The following is a 24,125-nucleotide window of genomic DNA, read 5'->3' on the forward strand; positions in this document are numbered from 1 at the left end:
TGAGGGGAGGTCGACTGGAGCCGGTCAAACCTTCCCGAGCGAGGATCCTCCCGGATGAAAACTTCAGCAAGAGTCCTTTGTCCCTTAGCTATGCGGATGCTGACCTTGCCTCACTAATCCCGGTCGGTGAGTTCCGCAGGTGGCAAGTGGATTTCGCAATACTGATTAATCCCTTTTGCATGGATTTGCCCCAATTTGTCCGGGTGCCATCCCCCTTGCAGGGCCTGAAAGAACCGACCGCCCTGCCTATTTCGAAATTCTTACTTCGCCTTGCGGTCCAGCCGCGCCCGATCCAGCACCGTCACGGCCCCGCGCCCGAGCCGCACCACGCCCTGATCCTCCAACTCCCGCAACACCTTATTGGCCGTCGCCCGCGTGGTCCCCGCCATGGACGCCAGATCCTCCTGCGTCAGCCGGATCATCGACGGCTTCCCGTCCCCATCCCCGTACACCCGCGCCAGATGCGCCAGCCGCCGCAGCACCCGCGTCTCCACCGGCAGGTACAGCGCCTCCAGCACCGCCGCCGACAGCCGCCGCACCTGCGCCGCAAGCGAATTCGTGAGAAACCGCTCCACCTGCGGATGCTCGGCCCGCAACTTCTCCAGCTGCGCCCGATTCAAGGTCAGCGTCTGCGCGTCGGTGACCGCCACGATGGTCGCGGTGCGCCGCGCGTCCGGGCTGAGCAGCGCCTGCTCGCCGAACATATCGCCGGGACCGAGAATGGTCAGCGTCGCGATATGCCCGAGCGGCGTGGTGACGCGCACGATCACGCGACCCGTCGTGATCAGATGCACGCAATCACCGGGATCGCCCTCGTGGCAGACGATATCGCGACGATGGAACCGTCGCGGCGTGCAGGCCGCGATGAACTCCCGCCGCTCGGCCGGTGAGAGTCCCTCCAGCAGTTCGAATTCCGTCAACGCATCCGCTCCCTCATCGCAAGCCCACCAGTTCGTAGACGGTCACCGGTTGGCTCTTGCCCTTGATGTCGAAATCGCCCAGGTTCTTTACCTCGGCGCGATCACCGAGTCGCTCCCGGGTGAGCGGCCCCACCGCGACGGTCCCCGGTTCGGCCAGCCCCTCCAGCCGCGCCGCCAGATTGGTGGTGTCGCCGATGGCGGTGAAGTTCCGCATCTCCCGAGCACCCACATTGCCGACGATCGCGGGACCGGTGTTCACCCCGACCCGGAACATGGGCCACGCCCCGTGCGCCCCGTCGTGGCTCTCCCGCACGGCGGCCGTCGCCCGCTGCAATGCCAGCCCGGCCCGCGCCGCCCGCAGGGCGTGATCCCGTTGCCGCACCGGCGCATTGAAGAGCGCCATCACCGCATCGCCGACGAACTGCACCACGGTCCCGCCCTCGGCCAGGATCTCCGGCACGATCGCGCCGTAATACGTGTTCAGCATGCGCATGACCTGCTCCGGCCCGGCCTGCTCCGCGAACGGCGTATACCCGCGCAGATCCGCCATCAGCACGCTGACCTCTTGATTTTCCCCGCCCAGCCCGGCCTGTGACGGATCGGCCAGCAGCGCCGTCGCCACCTGCGGCGACATGTAGGACCGGAACAGCCCATCCAATTGCTGGTAGAGCCGGGCATTTTCGAGCACCACGGAGGTCTGCGCCGCGAACGACCGCGCCACCGCGTGCTCGGCCGGACCAAGTCCGGCGCCGGGCTGGGGCACCACATTGTGCCGGGTCAACTCGAGCACACCGGCTTGAATACCTTTGACATTCAAGGGAAAAGCGAAGGCCGCCGGGTTGAGTGGCCTGCCGTCCGCGAAGATCAGATGCCCGCGCCGCAGAATCCCGATCCGCACCACATCGCGATCGAACGCGTACCCCGCCAGCCGCTGAATCTCGGCCAGCAGCTCCCGCTCCCCGCGAATCACACTCGACCGCTCGCCCACCGCCACCAGCGCACCGAGCCGCCGCACCTGTTCGCGCTCATTGCCGAGCGCCTGTGCACTCTGCTGCAGGACCGCCACCTGACGCTCGGTCAGCCCGAACCTGCGCGCTAACTGCTGCCCGACCGCGCCCAGGGGTTCGGTCGCCGAAACCCCGCCACTGGCCCGCACTTCCAGCGCGGACACCATCTCCTCGAGCGCCCGGTCGTAGTCGCGCTGAATGGCACCGAGCGTGCTGCGCTGGGTGACACTGTCGAACAGCCCGCGCGCCGACCCTTCCTTCAGGAAGCTGCGATGCGCGCTGATCGCGATCAGCGCGAACGAAACCCCCAGCAGCACATGCCACTCCCACCACGACACCCGCCAGCTGCGCCCGAACCCGACCGCGAACAGCGCCTCGGCCAGCAGCACGAACGCGGTGAGCACACTGAGCAGCACGGTGCTGCGATTACGCAGGTAGAGCACGGCATAACAACCGGCCGCGACGAGATAGCAGGCCGCGCCGACGAAGGCGAGCACCACCAGCGGCCCCTGCGCCTCGGACGGATCGGGCACGGTGTCGAAGGGCGGGACGCGGGTGAGTGACAGCAGCGCCCACACCGCCATCACGGTGAGTGGCACGGCGGCGAGGAGTTCGGTGAACCGCTGCGCGCGGGGGGTGGGCCCGTATTCCACCACCGAGCCCAGCGCCGCCAGCCCGCCCAGCACCATGCCGACCGGAACCGCCACCGTGAAGCCGATATTCGCGGACGACAGGATGACGCCCGGCGTCGCCAGCGCGTGCAATCCGAGAAATCCCGAATTCAGTTGGAACACCAGCGAAACCAGGACCAGGCGCATATCCCGGTGTGCGCGGGCGGCCCGCAACAGCAGCACGCCCAGCCCCAGCGACAGCACGGCCGCGCCGAGAATCAGCCAGAAGTGGAAGCCACTGTGCATGTACAGGTGGTCGAGCTGCGGACGGGTGATGAGCAGCGCCAGCCCGCCCGCGGGCAATGCCACGTGTACCGCCCACAGCAGTACCCGGATCGGAGACATGCGTTCCCTGTGTTCAGGCCGGTGTGAGCGTGACGGGCACACCGTTGAACACGGCATTCCCCGACGGCGCGTCCACCAGCGAATCATCGGTCAGCGCATTGGCGTTCACGCCGGCGTGCGCGCGTGCGACCTGCTGACTACTGTCCTCGTGCCCCCATCCGTGCGGCAGGCTCACCACTCCCGGCATGATGTCCTCGGTCGGCTCCAGATCCACGGTCACCGCGCCCGCCGCAGACTTCACCACGGCATGCCCATCGAGCCCGAGCCGTTCCATATCGTCCGGATGAATGTGCAGCGTGCACCGATTCGACCCGCCCACCAGCGGCGCCACATTGTGCAGCCAGCTGTTGTTGGACCGCAGCTGCCGCCGCCCGACCAGCACCATCTCCGGCGCGGCATCCAGCAACCGCCCGTGCAACCGCGCCACATCGGCGAGCAGTTGCTCCGGCGCGAGCTCTACCCGCTTGGAAGCGGTCCGCAGCACCCCGGGCAACCGCGGCCGCAACGGCCCGAGGTCGATGCCATGCGGATTATCCAGCAGCACTTGCAGATTCAGCCCGTCGGCGAATGGCAGCGACGTGTGCTCGGTGCCTTCGACCGGTACCCGTGCGGCACTCTCGGCGGAGGGATGCCCGGTGCCATGGCGGCCGGATTGCAGCGCCCCGTCCTCGGCGCGGGAGCTGCCGCCGTCCGCCGTCGCGGTCGCGCGCGCGATCTCGTCGCTCGCCCCCGGGTTCCATTCGCCGTACGGGCCGAGTCGGAGCATGAGGTCGATGCGCTGTTCGGTGGTGTTGTCGCCGAGTAGTTCCGCGCGGCGGTCGGGGATGCCCGCCTTGTGCAGGGTGCCCGCGATGACGATCTCGTCCACCACCGTGAGCGGGTCCAGACCCGGCTGGGGTTCCTGACCGCTGACCGCGAGGGCGAGCCGGGCCAGCACTTCCGGCTCGGACATGCTGTCGCCGAGCGGCACCAGCGGGCGCGAGTAGCGGGCGTAGTTGTGCACCGCGAAGTTGAGCAGGGCGAAGTCGTAGTGCGGGGACTGCAGGATGCGCGGAGGCGGCAGGATCACGTCGGCGTGCCGGGTGGTCTCGTTCAGGTAGCGGTCGACGCTCACCATGAAGTCCAGGGCGGCGAAGGCGGCATCCATGCGGCCACTGCCCGGTGCGGACAGCACCGGATTCCCGGCCACCGTCACCATGGCGCGAATCTGCCCGTCACCCGGCGTCAGGATCTCGTCGGCGAGCGTGGCCACCGGGAGTTCGCCCATGGACTCGGGCAGCCCGCGCACCCGGCTGCCCCAGCGCCCGGTGCGGAACGGGCGGCTGCGCACGATCCCCAGCGCCGCGCCCGTCGCGAACATCGCACCGCCGGGGGAGTCCAGGTTCCCGGTCAGCACATTGACCACGTCCACCAGCCACTGCGTGAGGGTCCCGAATTCCGCTGTGCAGGTGCCGATTCGCGCGTACACGGCGGCCGTCGGCGCGGCGGCCAGCTCGCGGGCCAGCCGCACGATGGTCTCGGCGGGCACCCCGGTGCGCGAAGCCACCTGCTCGGGAGTGAAAGGCGCTGCGGCGGCCCGTACTTCGTCGAGACCCTCGACCTCGACGCGCACGTCGGTGAGGTTCTCCTCGAACAGCGTGTGGACGATCCCGAACAGCAGATAGGCGTCGCTACCGGGCCGCACGAACAGATGCTCGTCGGCCAGCTTGGCGGTGCGCGTGCGTCGCGGATCCACCACCACGAACTTGCCGCCGCGCGCCTTCAACGCCTTCAGCCGTCCCGGGAAATCCGGTGCGGTGCACAGCGATCCATTGGACTCGAGCGGATTCGCGCCGAGCATGAGCAGATAGTCGGTCCGATCCAGGTCCGGCACCGCGACGGTGAGCGGGTCACCGAACATGAGCCCGCTGGAAACCTGCTTGGGCATTTGGTCGGCGGTGCTCGCGGAGAACAGGCTGCGGGTGCCGAGCGCCCGGATCAGCAGCGGCACATACAGCGCCCCGGCGACGGTGTGCGCGTTGGGATTTCCCAGATACAGCCCGATCGCCTGATTGCCGTGTTCGGCGGCCAGCTGCGGCATTCGCTCCCGGATGATGCCGAAGGCCTCGTCCCAGCTCGCGCCGCGCCAGGTGTCGGTGGCGCGATCCCGGATCATCGGTGTGGTGAGCCGGTCCGGGTCCTCGTCGAGGTGCCCGAGGGTGGCGCCCTTCGGGCAGATGAATCCTCGGCTGAACGGATCGGCGTGATCACCGCGTATCGATGTGATGTGGTCATTGGCGTCGAGGGTGAGCACGAGCCCGCATACCGCCTCGCAGAGCGGGCAGGTGCGCAGCAGTGTCCGGGGGCCGTCCGTGACATGGGTCATAACCAATGATCGCCCGGCACGGCCGAAGGCGAAACACTTGCGCGGCGGATTACGTCATGTCTACGTCACTGTGCGCTGTGTCGGCTTGATGACACTGCCGCTGTGTCGGCTTGCTGACGCTGCCACCATGTCGGCGCGGACAGACCGCCGCTGCCGCCCCGGCAAGGCTGGTGACATGCGGTTCTTGGAGCGAACAGAGGCACTCGAAGCGCTACGCCGGGCGAGCTCGGAGGTGGCGGACGGTTCCGGCACGGTGGTCGAACTCAGTATCGGTGGTGAACCCGGCTTGTTCGTCCGCATCACCGGCCCGGCCCCCGAGGCCCCGCACGCCCGGCTCCCGGACCTCACCAGCCGCCAGCGCGATGTCCTGCACCTGCTGTGTGCGGGCCTGACGAATGTGGAGATGGCCGAATACCTGGTCCTGTCGGTTCGCACCGTCGACCATCACGTGTCGGCGATCCTGCGCAAGCTGGGCGTCTCGAATCGGCGCGCCGCCCGCGCCGCGGTGCTGAATTACGCGTCACCGCAACGCACTCCGCATCCGGGCAGGCCGAGGCGGCCGGTGTCGCACGGTGATTCGGCGCGAACGGGGTTCCTGCACAGCGCCTAGCGCGCATGATGTGCGTTATCGATCATTTCGCAACGTTTTACCGCGGATACAGCGAAACCCGCGGGTGCCGGGGTGCACCCGCGGGTTTCGCGGTATTCGAAAGCTGTGGGTCAGGAGGCGATGCGCGCCACCCGCGGCTTGACGCCCTTGGCGGCGGCGGCGCGAACCGCGGCGGCCACCGCGACCACCGGCGGGACCCAGCGGGCCTCGTGCGGTGTGACTCCCCAGCAGGTGGAGCCGGTGGCGATCTGGGTCGGCGGCAGCGGGATGCCCGCGCCGTCGGTGTGCACGATCACGCCAGCCGTGCGCAGCGCCTCGATGGCCATGGCGGCCTTGCGGAGGCCCGTGACCAGGTGGATCTCGCGGCGCTCGGCGCCCGGGATCTCGATGACCGGCCCGGTCAGGTCGTTGGCCCGCAGGTAGCGGCGCACGAAAGCGGCGGTTTCGCCGGTGACCTCGATGCCCGAAATCTGGTCATCGGTGATCAGGCAAAGGCCGTTGGCCGTCTCGGCGACCGTCCAGCCGCGCTGGATGCATTCCTGCGCGGATTCCTCGACGGCAGACGAAAACGTCTTACGCACTGGATTCTCCATTCCCCGGTAGATCTATGTCCTGCTCTGTGCCTGGTATCGGCACGAGAGGTTCAGAGCGTTACAGAGTCTTTCTGAATCGGGTTCGGTTGCGGGCCTTCAACAGATAACTTGCGGTCCGTTTTGACCTGATCGCGTCTGTGTCACATTTACGACAGAAGACGGCTCGAACGGCGCTGCCTGCGACAACGGTGTCAAGGGAGGTATCGGGCGCGACCCGGCCTTCGTGAACGAAAATCGGGGACGTGTTCTAGAACACACTGCGCCGCTCTACACCCCGCGCGAGATACCGATGAGACTTCGCATGGCTGAGATGGTCTGTGCGAGAGGAGTACTTCGGCATGACCGACCAATCGGGTGGGAGCGCAGCGGAACTCGAGGAATTCGAGGAGCTGGAGATCGAGGCGGAAGGGCGCTGGGCGGCCTTCAAGGAGTCCGCTACCAAGCGGATGTCACGGCGGGCCGCCGAGGAGAGCGAGGCCGAGGAGGCGCCGGTCGAACCCTTCGCCAGCCCAAGCGCTTTCGGCTCATGGAGCATCGACGCGGCCCGCGCCCTGCTCGACCTGCAATTCCAGCGCTCGGCGACCCGCACCCTGCTGCCGCTGGCCTATGTCCTGGGCCTGGCAAGCGCTTTCGCCATCCCGATCGTGGGAACCATAGGGCTGTGGCGGGTTTCGGCCTGGCTGGGCCTGGTCTTCGCACTGGTCTTCGCGATTCCGCTGGGCCTGACCATCGCGGCCGTGGTGCGCCTGCTGCTGGAGTTCGTGCTCAATGCCTCCCGGCTGGCCAGTCGGGTGGAGCACATCTCGGTGCTCGCCGACGATCTTTTCCAGGCGCTCTCGGATGTGGCGGAACCTGTCAATCAACTGTCCGAAGACATGCGTGCGGTGCAGTTCTGGCGTTACCGTAAGCGTTCCTCGCGGAAATGACGTCCATAGTCCCCCCAGTCTTCTTGTGCAACAATGCGATCGCACACTGATTCAGGGGGATTGATGGCACTACCGCAGGGGATTACCGGTTCCACGATGCCACGCCGACAACTCGGCCGTCACCTGCGCGACCTGCGAAATCGCGCACGGATGACGACTCGGGTGGCAGCTCAGCGGCTGGAATGGTCGGAAGCGAAGATCTGGCGCATCGAGACCGGCCAGACCTCGCTCCGCAGCCTGGATGTCGAGGCCATGTGCCGCATCTACGGGGCGCCCGAGGACGCCATCGAACCGCTTACCAGCCTGGCTCGGGAAACCAAGGCGCGCGGCTGGTGGACCGAATTCAGCGATGTGATCGACGAGGGGTACGAGGTCTACATCGGGCTGGAAGAGGCCGCCGCACGTCTCACCACCTATGAAAACGAGCTGGTCCCAGGGCTATTGCAGACCGAGGCGTACATGCGCGCGGTGCTCGCGGGCGCGTATCCCGGCATCTCCGCCGAGCAGATGGACCGCCGGGTCCGGGTCCGCACCGCCCGCCAAGGGCTGCTCACCCGCCCGGATTCGCCCCTCAAACTCGATGTCGTGATCTCCGAGGCCGTGCTCTGGCATCGCATCGGCGGCGATGACGTGACCCTCGGCCAGCTGGACCGCCTGCGCGAACTCGGCGCACTCCCGAACGTGCGCCTGCGCCTGGTCCCCGCCGACTGCTGCTATCACCACGGCATGGACGCGGGCCGCTTCGTCCTGCTCGAATTCCCGTCTCTCGCAGGCGAAGCCGCCGAACCGCCGGTGGTCTACGTGGAATCCCTCACGGGCGCGTCCTATTTGGACAAGGAGCCCGACGTGGACCGTTACCGCGAGGCATTCGCGGCAGCGACCTCCCTCGCGGTGGATGCGCTCCCGATGATCGAGACGATCCGCGCCGCGATCTGAAAGGTTTTGAGCCTCAGCTCAATTCCTGTGCGAGCACGGTGCGGTGGGTGGGCGCGGCCTGCTCGTGCAGTTCCCTGCCCTTCTCTGTGAGACACACGAAGATCGCGCGGCGATCGTTCGTGCACAGAGTGCGATTCACCAAGCCATCGCGCTCCAGCCGGGCGACCGCTCGCGAGAGCGCGCTCTGGCTGAGGTAGATGTCATTGGCGAGATCGCTCATCTTGTAGCTCTCGCCCCCGGCCTCCATGAGCCGGTCCAGGGTTTCGAATTCGCTGAGCCCGATGTGGTGGCGGCCTTGCAGCTCTTTTTCCAGGGCGCACGAGGTCGTCGCGTGCCGGGACAGCAGATCGCGCCATTCGGTGACCAGCCCTGACTTGTCGGTCAAGGCCGTTTCGACAGGCACTGTCGACTTCGGCATGGCCCCGATCCTAGACGTAAACCCCAACCCATGCAACTGCATTTAATGCCTTTGCATTTGATGCACGTGCATGTAATGTTCCCTCTCGTGACTTCCACCGAGACCCGCCCCGCGGTGAGCAACGCGGCAGACTCCACGCAGTGGACCGCCCGGCTCTGGGGCATGCTCATCACCCTGTGCATCGTGCTGTTCCTCGACGGTCTTGACGTGTCGATGATCGGCGTCTCCCTCCCGTCCATCGGCTCCGAACTCCACCTGGAGACCTCCACCCTGCAGTGGCTGGTCAGCGGTTACGTCCTCGGCTACGGCGGCCTGCTGCTGCTCGGCGGCCGCACCGCGGATCTGCTGGGTCGCCGCAAGGTCTTCCTGATCGCCCTGGCCGTGTTCGCCTTGGCCTCTCTCGCAGGCGCTTTGGTGAGCTCCGGCCCGCTGCTGATCCTGACCCGCTTCATCAAGGGCCTGGCCGCCGCGTTCACCGCGCCGACCGGTCTGTCCATCATCACCACCAACTTCGCCGAGGGCCCGGCCCGCAACAAGGCGCTGTCCATCTACACCGTCTTCGGTGCCGGTGGCTACTCCATGGGCCTGCTGTTCGGCGGTCTCATGACCGGTCTCGGCTGGCGCTGGACCTTCCTGCTGCCCGTCCCGATCGCCATTGCCGCCCTGGTCGCGGCCGCCTACCTGGTGCCCAAGGACAAGCCCGCCGAAGAAGGCGGACACGACCTGTTCGGTGCCCTGCTCTCCACCAGCGCCATGCTGCTGCTCGTCTACACCGTGGTCTCCGCGCCGGAGGCCGGCTGGACCGGATTCCGCACCCTGGGCTCGTTCGCCGCGGTCATCGCCCTGTTCGCCGCGTTCGTGGCGGTCGAGAAGCGCGTGAAGTACCCGCTCATCCGCCTCGGCATCCTGAAGAAGCCCACCCTGTGGCGGGCCAGCCTGGCCATCATCGCGGTCGGCGGCTCCTACTTCAGCTGGCAGTTCATCACCACGCTGTACCTGCAGGACACCCTCGGCTGGTCGCCGCTGCACCTGGCTCTCGCCCTGCTGCCCGTCGGTCTGCTGGTGGTCGCCTCGGCGTTCGTCTCGGACAAGCTGGTCGATCGCTTCGGCACCGGCCCGATCATCGCCGTCACCCTGGTGGTCATGGCCATCGGTTACCTGCTGTACCTGCGTCTGGACACCGACCCCGGTTACGTGACCATGCTGCTGCCCGCGGTCCTGCTGGTCGGCATCGGCTGGGTCGGCTTCCCCGCCATCAATATCCAGGCCACCAGTGGCATCGATGATGACGAGCAGGGCCTGGCCGCCGGTGTCCTCCAGACCGCCATGCAGGTCGGTGCGGCCATCGTGCTCGCGGTGACCACCGCCATCGTCACCTCCGGCTCGCACACCGACACCAGCCCGAGCGCCATGCTCGACAACTACCGTCCGGGCCTGCAATTCGCCGCCGGTGTCGCCATTGTCGGAGCCCTGGTCGCGCTCTCCATCTACATCCCGAAGGTGCGCAACCGTCGCGAGGAGACTCGCGAACTGGAAGCCGACCGGGAGGTCGAGCTGGTCAGCTGAGAACGTCGGCCGCGCCCGTCGCTCACACGGGCGCGGCGGACCTCATGAAATGCGCTGGGGCGCACCGCGACAAGCGGTGCGTCCCAGTTTTCGTCTGTCCCGCGAAAGTCAGTGCGGGAGCTTCAGATCCGCGAGCCGGGGCGCGGCCGCGTCCTTGGCGGAGCGGATGAAGGTCAACGGTTCGCCATTGCGATTCACGGTCGGCCATTCGATGGCCAGATCCGGATCGAAAGCGTCCAGGTCCCGGTCGAATTCGGGAGAGTATTCGAGCGAGCACAGGTAGTTGACCGTGGAATCGTCCTCGAGGGAGAGCAGTGCGTGCCCGAGCCCCTCGGACAGGAACACCGACTTCCGCTCCACATCGTCGATGACCACGGCATCCCACTTGCGGAAGGTCGGCGAGGCCGGGCGCAGGTCCACCACCACGTCGAGGAACGAACCGCGCACGCAGGTCACGTATTTGGCCTGGCCGGGCGGGTCCTCGGTGTAGTGGATGCCGCGCAGCACCCCGGCGGCGGAGGTGGAGATATTGACCTGGCGCAGGTCGAGCGGGCGGCCCACCGCCTTCTCGAAGTCCGACGCCTTGAACGCCTCGAGGAATACCCCGCGATCGTCACCGCGCAGCCGCGGCGTGAATTCCCACGCCCCGGGCACCGATAGTTCCCGAATTCGCATGCCTACTCCTCCACCCGCCCGTGTTCCAGCAGGCCGAGCAGGTACTTCCCGTATCCGGAACGCGCCAGGGGTTCGGCCAGTTTGCACAGTTGTTCGTCGTCGATGAACCCGAGCCGCCAGGCCACCTCTTCGGGCACGCCGATCTTGAGGCCCTGTCGTTCCTCGATCGTGCGCACATAGGTGGCGGCGTCCAGCAGTGAGTCGAAGGTGCCGGTGTCGAGCCAGGCGGTGCCGCGCCGCAGCACCTCCACCTGGAGGCGGCCCTGCTCGAGGTAGACGCGGTTGATATCGGTGATCTCGTATTCGCCGCGATCGGAGGGCTTCAGTCCGCGCGCGATCTCGACCACGTCATTGTCGTAGAAATACAGCCCGGGAATGGCGTAATTGGAGCGCGGCTGCTTGGGCTTCTCCTCGATGGAGATGGCCTTGCCGTCGGCGAATTCCACCACGCCGTAGGCGGTCGGATCGGAGACCCGGTAGGCGAATACCGCGCCGCCATCCAGATTGTCGAACCGGTTCAGCTTGGTGCCGAGTCCGGGCCCGTGGAAGATATTGTCGCCCAGCACCAGTGCGGCGCTGTCGCCGCCGATGTGGGCCCTGCCGAGCACGAAGGCCCGCGCGAGCCCGTCGGGTTCCGGCTGCACCACGTAGCTGATGGACAGCCCGAATTGGCTGCCGTCGCCGAGCAGTCGCGCGAAGGCGGCGCTGTCCTCGGGGGTGGTGATGACCAGGATGTCCCTGATCCCCGCCAGCATGAGGGTGGACAGGGGGTAGTACACCATCGGCTTGTCGTACACCGGGACCAGCTGTTTGCTCACCCCGCGCGTAATGGGGTGCAGCCGTGAGCCCGTGCCGCCCGCCAGGATGATTCCGCGCATGTCACGAGAGTCTGCCAGTTCGGTCGCGAGGGGGGCCAGTCCGGTTCCGAGTCGACGGCGAATCGATGACAGCCGTTTACCGGCGTCCCGGACGGTCGATAAGTGTTGCGTAGGTCACGTTCTCATGGTGTTCTGAAATAACGCTTTGTGAGATGTCAGCGCCGACACTCGCGCGCCTGGTGCCGAGCCCTCGCCACCCGACGACGACTCGGCGCGCCAACAATGAGGTAGGTGCGCGATGTCCAAGGCCCACAATGCGGTGACGCCCGGCGGCAAGTCCCACAAGGACGACACTCAGCCGGTAGCGAATCCCCACGGAGTCAGCGCCTACGCCCGAGCCCTCACCGTCGCCTGCCGAACCATGATCCGGCCCCTGGGCGACCGGGCCACGGTGACCGAGGCATCCATGCCGGTGGTGAGCGGCGTCATCAATAATCTGGCCAAGCTGCGGCCCACCCCGCGCGGCGTGGAGCGGGAAGAGGTACGGCTCAAGGGTTTCCGCATCGAGATCGTGCGACCGGCCGGGGCGCGCAGCTCACTGCGCGACGGCGTGGTCATGTACATGCACGGCGGCGGCTTCTTCCTCTGCGGACTCGACACCCACCGCCCCGTGGTGGCCGCCCTCGCCCGCCGCACCGGCCTGCCGGTGGTCAGCGTCGAATACCGGCAGCTGCCCGAGACCGATATCGCCGGAGGCGTCGCCGACTGCCTGACCGCCTACAAATGGCTGCTGAGCCACGGCGCGGATGCGTCCCGCATTGTCTTCGCGGGCGATTCCGCGGGCGGCTACATGACTTTCGCGACCGCGCTGCGGGCCCGCGATGCCGGACTGCCGGTGCCCGCCGGACTGGTGGGCCTGTGTCCCGCACTGGATCTGGACTGCACCGAGAAGCGGGCGCACCCGAATTACCATCGGGACGCGCTGATTCCGCTGTCCGCGCTGGAATCGGTGGTGAAGCTCGGCGCCGAGGTGAACGGGCGGCTGGATCCGGATATGTCACCGGTCAACAATGTGCTCGCCGGACTGCCGCCCGCGCTGCTCATCGTCGCCGAGGACGAGGTGCTGCGGCGCGACAGCGAGATCATGGCGCAACGCCTGGCGGGCGCGGGAGTGCCCGCGACACTGGAGATCTGGCGCGGTCAGGTGCACGCGTTCATGGCGATCTTCCCGAATATGCCGGAGAGCCGGGCCGCGCTGGCGCATGTCGCACAGTTCGTGCGGGCACGTCTCGAGGCCGGGCAGATCGCGCGCACAGCCTGATTCGCCGGTTCTCCCCCTACGAGAACCGGCGATGGCGACGTCCAGGAAATGGGCAGCGCAGAAAAGGGAAACCCCCCGCCCGGGTGGTCCGGGCGGGGGGTTTCTGCCGTACTGCTGCCGAATTACTTGGCAGGCTGGACCGACGGCTGGTTGATGGTGGTGAAGTACTGCGCGGCGGCCAGGATGGCAACCGGGGCGGTCACGAAGATCTGACCCGCGATGGTGCCCAGGAAGCCCACCGTGGCAGCACCGATGAAGCAGCCGGTGACAGGGCCGGCACCGAACAGCAGAGCCAGGGGAGCGGTCGCCGCGACAGCCACGCCGGCACCGAGGACGCAGCCGAGGGCCGCGCCGCCGAGGCCGCCGACCAGGGTGCCGATGGTGGCACCCAGGGAGACGGTGTCCTTCATGCGGTTCCAGGCGGCCTGCTCACGGTCGTAGTCCGACTTCCACGGAGCCTGGTTCTCGTAGGGCAGCGCAACTTCCTGGGCCACCGGCGAGTAGACGGCCTTCTCGACGCTGTACTCAGGGGTCAGAGTCGCGACGCGATCCTTGATCTCGGCCGCGATCGGGAAGACGAAGTCATCGACGCGGAACTTCAGCTCGGTTCCGGCGACGGTGGTGCCATTGGCAGCCTTGACCTTGAAAACGCCGTCCTCGACGACCAGCGAACCGGCGTCCGTGCGGATGACGGTGCTGGTCTCGGTGGTGGTGGTGGTGTAGTTGATCGCGTCGGCTTCGTTGGCGGCCGGGGCCGCGTTGACGGTACCGGCGGTGACGCCCATGGCGGCGATCAGCAGCGCCGACGTGGCGGCGAATTTCCTCATCAGCATTTGGTGCAAACCTCATCAGGGAAGAGCTCGGGGGGACAAGGGGAATCGAAATGGAGATCAGCTAACGAGCGGTGAACCCGTCGTGACCGTTTGTTCAATTTCCGTTCACCATGCCGCTCGCGCGGTCTGAGAGGTTCCGGAAATGTCCTGCGTGCGTACGGTTTTCATTCATACCACTGATCCGGCGGTTGGTTACCAAGAAGTCTCTTTGTGACAAAGGTCACACTACGAGCTTGATAAACCACAATGGTTCGAGCGTGAATTTTGCAGGCACACCACGAAATTGCGACATTTAGGGTGACCATGCCGTTTCGGCGTCGATATATTGTTTCCTTCTCGTATCCGATTCCGCTCACACGAACCGGTCGGCAGGTGTATTGGCTGCAACATGTCGAGGCCGTGCGGCGGGCCCTCTCCCCGGCGGCGGTAGTGTTTCTCTCGTGCGACTGCTCGTAACCGGCGGCGCCGGCTTCATCGGCGCGAACTTCGTTCATCAGACCCTGACTCGCCGCCCCGGCGTGCAAGTCACCGTCCTCGACAAACTCACCTATGCCGGAAACCGCGCCTCACTGGCGTCGATCGCCGAGCGGATCGAGTTCGTGGAAGGCGACATCGCCGATGCCGCACTCGTGGACCGACTGGTCGGCGGTGTGGACGCGGTGGTGCATTTCGCCGCCGAATCCCACAATGACAATTCACTCGCCGATCCGTGGCCGTTCGTGCAGACGAATATTGTCGGCACCTATTCGCTGCTACAGGCCGTGCGCCGCCATCAGGTGCGCTACCACCACATCTCCACCGATGAGGTGTACGGCGATCTGGCACTGGATGATCCGGCCGCGTTCACCGAGGTCACGCCCTATAACCCGTCGAGTCCGTATTCGGCCACCAAGGCCTCGAGCGATATGCTGGTGCGCGCCTGGGTGCGTTCGTTCGGCGTGCGGGCGACATTGTCCAACTGCTCCAACAACTATGGGCCGTATCAGCACGTCGAGAAATTCATTCCACGCCAGATCACCAATCTCATCGACGGTGTGCGACCGCGCCTGTATGGCACCGGACATCAGGTTCGCGACTGGATCCACGTCGATGATCACAACAGCGCCGTCTGGGAAATCCTGGAGCGCGGGCGAATCGGCCAGACCTATCTGATCGGTGCCGAAGGCGAACGCGGCAACAAATCCGTGGTGCAGCTCATCCTGGAAGCCTTCGGCCGCGATCCGGACGACTTCGATCACGTCACCGATCGCCCCGGCCACGATCTCCGCTACGCCATCGACTCCACCCTGCTGCGTAGCGAACTCGGCTGGGAACCCGAATACCGGGACTTCCGCAAGGGCCTCGATGCCACCATCGACTGGTATCGGGAAAACGAACCCTGGTGGCGTGCGCAGAAATCCGCCACCGAATCGGCCTACGTGGCCGCGGGCGAGAAAGTCCTCTGACGCACACGTGCCAAAAAGCGGGGCCCACCGGATTTCCGGTGAGCCCCGCTTTTCTGTGTAGTGCAGGGGGTTTCGGCTGTGCGGACTTTCAGCCCCAGACGATGGTGCTGTACTTGACGATGGCCGCGATCAGCGCGAATGAGGTCGCCGCGATCACAGTCAGGGCCGGGCCGCGCGAGGGGATGCGGCCGCGAGCGTCGCTGAGACGCAAGGGCATCCAGCGCAGCAATACCGCGAGCGCCAGCACCGCCAGCGGCACGAAGTAGCGGCCCTGCACGCCATCGATGATGTAGTACCCGACGGGCGTGAAGGACATATACAGGGTTACATAGATCATCGCGACGCTCGCCAGAATGGTGAGCAGCACCAGCCAGGTGCGCAGCGTATTCGCGCCGCGCGCACCGGTCATGCGGTCGGCCACGCCGATGCTCACCGCGAAGGCGAGCAGGCTGGCCAGAATGGTGATGGCCGGGACGTCGATGTAGGCAAAGCCGAGCTCACCGAAGAACTGGGTGAACCAGCGCTGGTCGCGGCGCGCGATGCTGTCGCCGAACACGCTGAGGAAATGCCCCGGGTTGCCGAGGATTTCGTGCAGTTGGTCGCCGGGCCGGACGCTGCCCCACTGGTCCTGCGGGCGCATCAGGCTCATGCCGTCGCCGGTGGGCGCGGCGATCTTCATCCACACCGCGAAGGCCACGCCGCCCACGGCGGCGGTCGCCCACGGCAGCGCGCGCTGCCAGACGGCGACCCGGTCGGGATCGCCGAAACCGAAGCGCTGCGGCGGAATCAGCACAGTGAGCATGGCGATCAGCACGTAGGTGGGTTTGCAGACCGGTAGCAGAATGGTTGCCGCCAGGGCCGCAACGGTTTCCGGGCGGGACAGTCGCTGCCCCAGGAACAGGCCCTTCACGACCAGCGCCGAAACCAGCAGTGCCAGTGCGTTGGTGACCGTGTCGGCGGTGACCGTGCCCGCCTGGAACACCGCGATCGGCAGTACCGCCACCGTCAGTGCCAGCCACTGGATCCGATGCCCGCGCAGCGTGCGCAGCGCGAAGCCGACGATCGCCAGGTAGGCGAGCAGTCCGGCCCAGCGGGTGGCCAGGACCATGCCGCCGACGCTGAGGTCGAAGGCCTGCGCGATCCGAATGCCCGCGGCGGCAGGCAGATACGGGATGGGGGAGTAGGCCGCGGTATTGGTGAACCAGACCTGGGTGGTGGCCTTGGAGACCGGGGCCGCGCCGAGCAGGTCGTAGGCGTGCGGGTCGACGACCATGGGATCGGGCTCGTCGGCATTATTGCGGTAGTCGTCGAACGCGTAGCTCATGAGCGCGTCGATGCTGACCGGTACGTCGCCACCCCAGGCGGGGCCGCGATCGTCATGGATCTTCTGCGGCGTGATCTGCCCCTGCGCCACCTGGTAGGCGCGCCCGAACTGGGTGATCTCGTCATGCCCCCAGAAGGGCGGCGTCACCACGGAGAACACCGCGCCGAAGATTCCGGCGATCAGTACGAACGCCACGGCCGCGGAGCCGAACCGCGTTTCGATGCGCTCCAGCATGCCGCGCCAGCCGGTGGGCTGTGCCTGCGATGCCGCCGCCTCGATCTTGGCGGGCTGCGCGATGGTGTCCTTCGCTTCGATAACCACGTTGTCCGATTGTGCTGTGTCCCGCGGGGATTGCACGTCAAGCAAGGGCACGTCTTTTCCGGTCGAACTCGGGTCCTCCCCGGGCATGGTGGCTTCCGGCTCGGTCCGAATCGTCATCGTCGCGAACCGCCCGAGTGCTCGGTGGCGGGTTCGTGCGCGCCGACCGCCGAATAGTTCAGATAGACCAGCCGCGCGGCCTCGTGCCGGGAGCGGCGAATGCCGTCGAGGATGAGCCCGGCCGTCCAGGCCAGGCTGCCCAGTAGCAGCAGGGTGAAGCCCAGGAACAGCGTGGGGAAGCGCGGAACCTCGTGAATCCGGTAGAACTCGATCACGATCGGGGTGATCAGAATGACCGAGACCAGCCACGCGAGGGTGCCGAACAGGCCGTAGAAGGCGACCGGCCGTTCATGCCGGGCCAGGCCGATGATCAGGCGCAGGATCTTGAAGCCGTCGTGATAGGTGCGCAGCTTGGATTCGCTGCCCTCGGCGCGGTCCTTGAAACCGACCGGGACGGCCGACTGCGGAACTCGCAGATGTAGCGAGTGCACGGTCAGCTCGGTCTCGATCTCGAATTCCTTCGACACCGCCGGGAAGCTCTTCACGAAACGCCGGGAGAACACCCGGTAGCCGCTCAGCATGTCCTCGACGTTCTCGCCGAAGACCTGGGCGACGACGCCATTGAGCACCTTGTTGCCGGTCTCGTGGCCCGCCCGGTAGGCGGACATGCCGTCCAGCTCGCGGCGCACGCCGAGCACATGGTCGTAGGGCCCGGCGAGCAGCTCCTCGATCATTCTCGGGGCCGCGGAGGCGTCGTAGGTGTCATCGCCGTCGATCATCAAATAGATGTCGGCTTCGATATCGGCGAAGGCGCGGCGGACCACATTGCCCTTGCCCTTGCGGTGTTCCTTGCGCACGATCGCACCGGCCTCGAGCGCCCGCTCCGAGGTCGCGTCGGTGCTGTTGTTGTCGTACACGTAGACGGCAATGCCCGGGACCGCAGCGTGCAGGTCGGCGACGACCTTCGCAACAGCTGCTTCCTCGTTGTAGCACGGCACGATCGCGGCAATGCGAAGCTCGGTGGAGTCCACCCGGTCAATCCTCTGATCTGATCGGAAGGCGAATACGAACGAACACGGGGAGGGTACCGGGTTGTGACGGTAACGTGCCCGCTCACCCTCGCATTTCTCGATTTACCCACCCTCCCGGCCGCCAACCTCGGGCGTGTCGGGGTACCGTCACCCGGTGTCAAGCAGCGAGTCGACGGCCGTGGGTGGGCAAGCGCCCGAGTCCCTCGTCACCAAGGTCAAGACCGCATTGCGGCAGGGCAGCGCCTTCCTGGTAGTCGGTGGCATCGGCTTCGTGGTCGACGCGGGCACCTACAACCTGCTGGTTTTCTGGGGCGGACAGGGGCCGCTGTTCGAGCAGCCGCTGCTCGCCAAGATCATTGCCATCCTGGTGGCCACCGTCGTCACCTATTTCGGCAACAAATGGTGGACCTTCGCGCACAAGAAGGGCGGGTCTGCCGCGCGCGAATACGTCCTCTACACGTTGTTCAACATCGTCGCGATCGGGCTGCAACTGGGGTGCCTCGGCTTCTCACGCTATGTGCTGCACCTGTCGACTCCCTTGGCGGACAACATCTCCGGAACTTTGATCGGCCAGGCGGTCGCGGTTGCGTTCCGCTACTGGGCTTATGACAAATTCGTCTTCACCGGTGCGCGGGAAGACAATCGTTAGTGCAGGTTCGCGCATGTGTGGCCAGAACCCGATGCCGCGCCGATTAGCTGATATTCTCGGCCCGCCGAGCGTGACAGTGGGAGTGCGACCACACGTCGGGTGTGCCGGTATCTGTTGTATTCGAGGGATGTCGAGGAATTCATGGATGCGTCGGCTGGACAAGCCGTGAGCGAAATCAGTGAGACCGCCGGAGCCCCCGCGGCCCTGCGCGCCGATCACACCGCGCCCGAGCGGCTGGTGCTGGCGCGCGGCGTCTTCGCCGGACCCGCCCCCAAGATCAACGACGACCTGTACGCCGTGATCAAGGGCAAGTCGCACCGCGAACGCTTCTCACTGCGCCTGGACAAGGGCACGACCGCGCACACCAACACCTATTTCGGCCGGTTCGCCGCCAGCTACTGGCAGCGCTGGACCACCGTCACCGAGGTCGAGGTCGCCATGACCCTCGAGACCACCGGCAAGACCAAGGTGCGGCTGGCGGCCTCCGATATCGCCGGGCATCGGCGCATCGTCGCCACCGCGGAGACCAGCGAGAGCGGCCGCGTGGTGCTCGGGACCGCGCTCGACATGTACATCGACGGCGGCGCGATCTGGATCGAGGTCGACGCCATCGGCAGCGAGGTCACCATCTCCGATCTGGAGTGGACCGCGCAGGCCCCCGATCACATGCGCCCGGTCGCCATTGCCATCTGCACGTTCAACCGGGCGCAGGACTGCGCCATCACGGTTGCCGCGCTGGCCTCCGACGCCACCGTGCTGGCCGCCATCGACGCCGTCTACGTCGTCGACCAGGGCACCGACCTGGTGCAGGACCAGCCGCTGTTCACCGAGACCCAGCCGAAGTTCGGCGACAAGCTGCGCTACATCCGGCAGCCGAATCTCGGTGGCGCGGGCGGCTTCACGCGCGGCCTGTACGAGGTGTCCGCCGCCAATGAGCACGCCGACGTCATCCTCATGGACGACGACATCCTGTGCGAGCCGGAAACGGTCTTGCGGCTCAACGCCTTCGCCAATATGACCGTGGAACCCACCCTGGTGGGCGCGCAGATGCTGTTCCTGTTCAACCCCGACTACCTGAATGTCGGTGCGGAGGAAACGAATCTGGGCAAGCTGCGGCACGGGCAGAAGGTGTCCAAGGCGCTGCGCAATACCAGCATGCTCAAGAAGCATCAGGAACGCCGCGTGGACGCGGGCTACCAAGCCTGGTGGACCTGCCTCATCCCCGCCGAGGTGGTCAAGACGATCGGGCTGCCGGTGCCGATCTTCTTCCAGTGGGATGACGTCGAATACGGCCTGCGCGCCCGGGAGCACGGTTTCCGCACCGTCACCCTGCCGAACGCGGCCGTCTGGCACGCCGACTTCTACTGGAAGGACTTCGACGACTGGGCGCGCTACTTCTCCTCCCGCAACTCGCTCATCGTGTCCTCCCTGCATGCGGACCTGGACCCGAAGGCGATCACCCGCCAGCTGTTCCGCGAGATCGGTGAATACCTGGTCGGCATGCAGTACGGCCTGGCGCACACCACCTTGCAGGGCATCGAGGATTACCTGAAGGGCCCGGAGGCCCTGCGCGACGGCGGTATCGCGGCCCTCGCGGCTGCCCGCGGCTCGCGCGGCGACTACTCGGAGACCATCAAGCATCCGGCCGCCACCGCCCCGGTCCCCAACGCGCACATCAATGTTCGGCGCGCGGGCGGTGAACCCAGCCGTCCGCTGCTGATCCTGTTCAAGCGCGCCTTCAACCAGTGGACCGGGCGCACCATCCCCGGCCTGGTCGGTGTCACCCGCGAGGATGCGCACTGGTGGCACGTCGGCCTCTACGACCATGTGGTCGTCACCGACGCCTCCCAGTCCGGCGTGCGAATCCGTCAGCGGGACGAGGAAACCGCCCGCCGTCTGCTGCGGCGTGCGTACAAGGTGCTGAAGCAGCTCCGCAAGGAACTCCCGTCCCTGCAGAACCGCTGGCGCGCAGCCATGCCGGAACTCACCAGCCGCGAGAACTGGGAACGCCTGTACGGCATCGATTCCCAGAAGTAGCCGAATCGATTCCCGGAAGAATCCGAATCGCCTCGAGCGGCCGTGCCCGAATCGGGCACGGCCGCTTCGCTTTCGGCTACGAGGTGAGCAGGGTGCGGGCTGCGGCGGCGATATCGGCCTCGAGCCAGTCCGGCAGGGTTTCGGCGCGGGCGTGCCTGCGCAGGGCCGCATAGGGGAGATCCACGATGGCGCGGGCGACGGCGTCGAGTTCGCGGGGGCCGTCGGCTCCGTAGATACCGGCGGCGATCCGGCGCAGCTGCTCGATGAGCGGTGCGTTCATGGCCGCCAGGCGATCCTGGAATTCCTTGTCGGGTCCGTCGAGCAGGTCGCTGGGCCGCAGATCGAGCAGTAAGCGCGCGTCGTCCAGGTGTTCCCGGCCGAAGGCGACACCGGCCACGGTCATGCCGACGGCGGCTTCCAGGGGGTCCTCGGTCTCGGCGGCGGCGAGGACGCCGGACTGGAAGCGTTCGAGGGCACGGATCCAGGCCGCGGTCAGTACGCCATTGCGATTGCCGAAGCGGTGGTAGAGCGTGCCGACGGGTGCGCCGCTGGCCTCGGCGATGGCGGCGACGCCCGCCGCGCGGGGGCCGTCGCGCAGCACCAGGGTGCGGGCTGCGTCGAGGATCACGTCGGTGTCGTGCTTCCGGGGAGGAGCCATGAACTAGTACAGTCCTTCTATATGGAGCGTTTGCCCTATATCGATCAGCATTCCAGGATAATCAAGACCGATCGCGCGCGGGCATGGGCGGCCCTCCTGCGCACGACCTGCGAGAACCCTGAAGATCTCAGCACACTTCCGAGCGGATTCGTGCTCGACGAGGCCGACCCGCCGAAACGATTGGCCACGAAGGGACAGCATCCCTTCTCCCGGTACTCACTCGTTTTCACCCTCGAGGAGGCCTATCCCGGTCACACCCGGCTTACCGCCGAATCCCGCGGCGTCTTCCCCGGCATCCACGGGCGCATCTATCGCGCCCTGGTGATCGGCAGCGGCGGCCACCGCTTGGTGGTGCGGGAAATGTTGCGCCGCATAGCCGTAACGGCGGAGCGGTCATGATCCTCGGACAGGCGTGGGGCGTGCGTGTGGCCGAACTGTGGGCCGAACTGCCGTGTGACAGTGAGTTTTCCGGCACCGTCACGGTCTGCGACCGGGCCATCTCGGTGGCCGCGCCCCCGGACGTCGTCTACGCCTGGCTGTGTCAGCTGCGCGCCGCCCCGTACAGCTATGACCTGCTGGACAATTTCGGCCGCCGCAGTCCCCGGCACCGCGATCCCCGGCTCACCGAACTCGCTGTGGGGCAACGCTTCATGCGACTGTTCGGCCTCCTCGACTTCACCCCCGGCGAGCAGATCACGCTGCGTACCAGGGGTGCGGCCGTCACCTACGCCGTCCGCCCGGACCGCGAGGGCAGCAGATTGCATGTCCGCGTCCGCTTCCGCGGCCCGGCGTGGTTGTTCGCTCCGGTGCTCCTCGTCAATTTCGTCATGATGCGCAAACAGCTACTGACCCTGCGGGATCTGGCCGAACAGGAAGCCGTCGCCGCGATCCGATGACCGCGGCGACAACCCGACCTCAGCCCGCGGAGCCTGTCCGCACGAGCTTCGGGTCATTGTCGACCACCGCGCTGAGGTGTTCGATCCTGGCGACAAAGCGAGGGACCAGGTCGCCTTCTTTCCATACCGAAGGCTGGTGTTCCCGGGTGCCGTCGGACTTGATCCTGTCCGGTTGGTCTTCCCACTTGCCCATCTCCCGCCCGGAAGGGCAGGAGACGGACAGGCGTGCGCTCGCGTGTGGTGCGACGTAGGTGGTCACCGAAACCGTCTCGTCCATGGGAAAGACCTTGACGGCCGAGCAGGTCACCTTGGATTCCACGCGGTACGTGTCATCGGTGTCGTTGGTGCAAGAGAGCTCGTGGCACGAGACTCCCGAGGCCAGTTCCTGCGCGGACGCCGCCGGTGCGCTGAGACCGAGGGCGGCGGCGACCACTGTGGCGGCGAGGGTGCCGCCGAAGATGTACCGATGCTTCATGAATGAATCCCAATCCGTCATCCCCCGAACGTCCGTGGTGGACGGTTGGTCTACCGGAATCCGATTGCGAAACGTTTCATTAGCTAGCGAAAAAGATTGTCAGAGGAACAAATCGGTGGTCAGCTCGCCATCGCCGGGCACCACGCGATACTTCTCGAGATCCGTGATCCCATGCGCCGCAAGCACTTCATCGTCGATGAAGAAGTTGCCGGTGGTGTCCTTGGCCGGTGAGGTGAGCACCAGGTAGGCGGAATCGGCGTAGATATCGGGGGTGCGCGAGGTGGACATCATCTCGTCGCCGCCGAGCAGATTTCGCACCGCCGCGGTGGCGATGGTGGTGCGCGGCCACAGCGAATTCACGCCGATGCCGTACTTGCGCAGCTCCTCCGCCAAACCCAGTGTGGTGAGCGACATTCCGTACTTGGCGATGGTGTAGCCCAGCGCCATGCCCGCCCACTTCGGATCCAGATTGAGCGGCGGCGACAGCGTGAGGATATGCGGATTGCGGCCCGCCTGCGCGGACTCCTTGAGCGCCGGAATGCTCAGCTTGGACAGCAGGAAACTGCCGCGGCAGTTGATGTCCTGCATGAGGTCGTACTTCTTCATCGGCAGCAGCTCGGTGGGCGAGATATCGATGGCGGAGGCATTGTTCACCACCATGTCGATCCCGCCGAACTGCTGAATCGTCTGCTGCACCGCCTGCGCGACAGCCTCGTCGTCGCGAATATCGCCGAGGTACTTCAGCACCGTGCCACCGGCCTGCTCCAGTTCCGCGGCCGCGGTGTGGATAGTCCCGGGCAGTTTCGGATGCGGGGTATCGGTCTTGGCGATGAGGGTGATGTTCGCCCCGTCCGCCGCCGCCCGCTTCGCGATCTCCAGCCCGATGCCGCGGCTACCGCCCGACATGATCATGGTCCGGCCCGCCAGCGGCTTCAGTGCTTCCGTCATGGTCAGCTCCTGTTTCTTCGAATGACCCGGCATCCTGCTTCGCCCCGCCTTCGATCATCCGCGTCTGCGCGAATCCCCGGGGCGAAAGACCTTCGATTCGGACACTAGGCGAGAAATCAAAGCTATGCAACAAGTTGCATAGCTTGTCACCTGCGTGTCGCCACTTGGTAGTGCCAGCGCTACCCCGGCCACGGCCGCCTCCGATACCCGCGACTCGGGTGCGAGCGTCATCGAAATAGCGGGTCCGGGTTCCTAGGCTCGTGTGCAGCCGGAGATCACC

General features: G+C 66.4%; 23 protein-coding genes. 10 read left to right on the forward strand and 13 right to left on the reverse strand.

Annotation, left to right across the window (positions count from 1 at the left end):
* Positions 1–260 precede the first annotated feature (260 nt).
* From AB0N05_RS20635 to AB0N05_RS20645, 3 genes are read right to left on the reverse strand one after another with little or no spacing between them, the layout of a single operon-like run.
* Positions 261–920, reverse strand: coding sequence for a Crp/Fnr family transcriptional regulator (locus tag AB0N05_RS20635; RefSeq protein WP_364696258.1), 660 nt, complete (start codon positions 918–920; stop codon positions 261–263).
* Between the two features lie 13 nt (positions 921–933).
* Positions 934–2,943 carry an adenylate/guanylate cyclase domain-containing protein gene (locus tag AB0N05_RS20640; RefSeq protein ID WP_364696261.1) on the reverse strand — a complete coding sequence of 670 codons (2,010 nt, stop codon included), beginning with the start codon at positions 2,941–2,943 and terminating at the stop codon, positions 934–936.
* Between the two features lie 13 nt (positions 2,944–2,956).
* A complete protein-coding gene (locus AB0N05_RS20645) occupies positions 2,957–5,308 on the reverse strand; it encodes a molybdopterin-dependent oxidoreductase (RefSeq protein ID WP_364696264.1) in 2,352 nt (783 codons plus the stop codon).
* A gap of 127 nt (positions 5,309–5,435) precedes the next feature.
* Between AB0N05_RS20645 and AB0N05_RS20650 the strand changes: the two genes are divergently transcribed.
* Entirely contained in the window at positions 5,436–5,918 is a 483-nt protein-coding gene (locus AB0N05_RS20650; protein ID WP_364696267.1) for a LuxR C-terminal-related transcriptional regulator, read from the forward strand.
* Positions 5,919–6,028: 110 nt separating this feature from the next.
* On the opposite strand, the gene AB0N05_RS20655 is transcribed toward AB0N05_RS20650, so the two are convergent.
* A complete protein-coding gene (locus AB0N05_RS20655) occupies positions 6,029–6,499 on the reverse strand; it encodes a hypothetical protein (protein ID WP_364696270.1) in 471 nt (156 codons plus the stop codon).
* A 350-nt stretch (positions 6,500–6,849) separates the two neighbouring features.
* Here AB0N05_RS20655 and AB0N05_RS20660 point away from each other — a divergent pair, with 350 nt between their 5' ends.
* Both AB0N05_RS20660 and AB0N05_RS20665 read left to right on the forward strand, forming a co-directional pair.
* Complete coding sequence (locus tag AB0N05_RS20660; protein WP_364696273.1) at positions 6,850–7,437, forward strand: DUF4282 domain-containing protein; 588 nt, start codon at positions 6,850–6,852, stop codon at positions 7,435–7,437.
* A gap of 96 nt (positions 7,438–7,533) precedes the next feature.
* Positions 7,534–8,373, forward strand: a complete 840-nt coding sequence (locus AB0N05_RS20665) for a helix-turn-helix transcriptional regulator (protein WP_364696562.1) — start codon at positions 7,534–7,536, stop codon at positions 8,371–8,373.
* Between the two features lie 13 nt (positions 8,374–8,386).
* Here AB0N05_RS20665 and AB0N05_RS20670 read toward each other — a convergent pair whose 3' ends face one another.
* On the reverse strand, positions 8,387–8,791 hold the full coding sequence (locus AB0N05_RS20670) for a MarR family transcriptional regulator (RefSeq protein ID WP_364696276.1): 405 nt from the start codon (positions 8,789–8,791) through the stop codon (positions 8,387–8,389).
* A gap of 87 nt (positions 8,792–8,878) precedes the next feature.
* Here AB0N05_RS20670 and AB0N05_RS20675 point away from each other — a divergent pair, with 87 nt between their 5' ends.
* Entirely contained in the window at positions 8,879–10,357 is a 1,479-nt protein-coding gene (locus AB0N05_RS20675; RefSeq protein ID WP_364696279.1) for an MFS transporter, read from the forward strand.
* Positions 10,358–10,465: 108 nt separating this feature from the next.
* On the opposite strand, the gene rfbC is transcribed toward AB0N05_RS20675, so the two are convergent.
* Positions 10,466–11,032 carry a dTDP-4-dehydrorhamnose 3,5-epimerase gene (gene rfbC, locus AB0N05_RS20680; protein ID WP_364696282.1) on the reverse strand — a complete coding sequence of 189 codons (567 nt, stop codon included), beginning with the start codon at positions 11,030–11,032 and terminating at the stop codon, positions 10,466–10,468.
* 2 nt (positions 11,033–11,034) lie between these two features.
* Positions 11,035–11,910: a glucose-1-phosphate thymidylyltransferase RfbA gene (gene rfbA / locus AB0N05_RS20685; RefSeq protein WP_364696285.1), complete on the reverse strand. Its 876-nt coding sequence runs from the start codon at positions 11,908–11,910 to the stop codon at positions 11,035–11,037.
* Between the two features lie 238 nt (positions 11,911–12,148).
* Here rfbA and AB0N05_RS20690 point away from each other — a divergent pair, with 238 nt between their 5' ends.
* A complete protein-coding gene (locus AB0N05_RS20690) occupies positions 12,149–13,171 on the forward strand; it encodes an alpha/beta hydrolase (RefSeq protein WP_364696288.1) in 1,023 nt (340 codons plus the stop codon).
* 122 nt (positions 13,172–13,293) lie between these two features.
* On the opposite strand, the gene AB0N05_RS20695 is transcribed toward AB0N05_RS20690, so the two are convergent.
* Entirely contained in the window at positions 13,294–14,004 is a 711-nt protein-coding gene (locus tag AB0N05_RS20695) for a hypothetical protein (protein ID WP_364696291.1), read from the reverse strand.
* 440 nt (positions 14,005–14,444) lie between these two features.
* Here AB0N05_RS20695 and rfbB point away from each other — a divergent pair, with 440 nt between their 5' ends.
* Entirely contained in the window at positions 14,445–15,449 is a 1,005-nt protein-coding gene (gene rfbB, locus AB0N05_RS20700) for a dTDP-glucose 4,6-dehydratase (protein WP_364696294.1), read from the forward strand.
* Between the two features lie 88 nt (positions 15,450–15,537).
* Here rfbB and AB0N05_RS20705 read toward each other — a convergent pair whose 3' ends face one another.
* Both AB0N05_RS20705 and AB0N05_RS20710 read right to left on the reverse strand, forming a co-directional pair.
* Positions 15,538–17,094: a DUF2142 domain-containing protein gene (locus AB0N05_RS20705; RefSeq protein ID WP_364696297.1), complete on the reverse strand. Its 1,557-nt coding sequence runs from the start codon at positions 17,092–17,094 to the stop codon at positions 15,538–15,540.
* 113 nt (positions 17,095–17,207) lie between these two features.
* Entirely contained in the window at positions 17,208–18,182 is a 975-nt protein-coding gene (locus AB0N05_RS20710; RefSeq protein WP_364696300.1) for a glycosyltransferase, read from the reverse strand.
* Between the two features lie 154 nt (positions 18,183–18,336).
* On the opposite strand from AB0N05_RS20710, the gene AB0N05_RS20715 reads away from it, so the two are divergent.
* Both AB0N05_RS20715 and AB0N05_RS20720 read left to right on the forward strand, forming a co-directional pair.
* A complete protein-coding gene (locus AB0N05_RS20715) occupies positions 18,337–18,831 on the forward strand; it encodes a GtrA family protein (protein WP_364696303.1) in 495 nt (164 codons plus the stop codon).
* A 141-nt stretch (positions 18,832–18,972) separates the two neighbouring features.
* On the forward strand, positions 18,973–20,868 hold the full coding sequence (locus AB0N05_RS20720) for a glycosyltransferase (RefSeq protein ID WP_364696306.1): 1,896 nt from the start codon (positions 18,973–18,975) through the stop codon (positions 20,866–20,868).
* A 76-nt stretch (positions 20,869–20,944) separates the two neighbouring features.
* On the opposite strand, the gene AB0N05_RS20725 is transcribed toward AB0N05_RS20720, so the two are convergent.
* Positions 20,945–21,526, reverse strand: coding sequence for a TetR/AcrR family transcriptional regulator (locus AB0N05_RS20725; protein ID WP_364696309.1), 582 nt, complete (start codon positions 21,524–21,526; stop codon positions 20,945–20,947).
* 21 nt (positions 21,527–21,547) lie between these two features.
* On the opposite strand from AB0N05_RS20725, the gene AB0N05_RS20730 reads away from it, so the two are divergent.
* A complete protein-coding gene (locus AB0N05_RS20730) occupies positions 21,548–21,925 on the forward strand; it encodes a hypothetical protein (RefSeq protein WP_364696312.1) in 378 nt (125 codons plus the stop codon).
* On the forward strand, positions 21,922–22,422 hold the full coding sequence (locus AB0N05_RS20735; protein WP_364696315.1) for a hypothetical protein: 501 nt from the start codon (positions 21,922–21,924) through the stop codon (positions 22,420–22,422). Before AB0N05_RS20730 ends, AB0N05_RS20735 begins: the two co-directional genes overlap by 4 nt.
* Before the next feature lie 19 nt (positions 22,423–22,441).
* On the opposite strand, the gene AB0N05_RS20740 is transcribed toward AB0N05_RS20735, so the two are convergent.
* On the reverse strand, positions 22,442–22,897 hold the full coding sequence (locus tag AB0N05_RS20740) for a hypothetical protein (RefSeq protein ID WP_364696318.1): 456 nt from the start codon (positions 22,895–22,897) through the stop codon (positions 22,442–22,444).
* A 99-nt stretch (positions 22,898–22,996) separates the two neighbouring features.
* On the reverse strand, positions 22,997–23,845 hold the full coding sequence (locus tag AB0N05_RS20745; protein WP_364696321.1) for an NAD(P)-dependent oxidoreductase: 849 nt from the start codon (positions 23,843–23,845) through the stop codon (positions 22,997–22,999).
* Positions 23,846–24,125 lie beyond the last annotated feature (280 nt).

It is taken from the genome of Nocardia sp. NPDC051030, from assembly GCF_040683015.1.
GTDB lineage: Bacteria > Actinomycetota > Actinomycetes > Mycobacteriales > Mycobacteriaceae > Nocardia.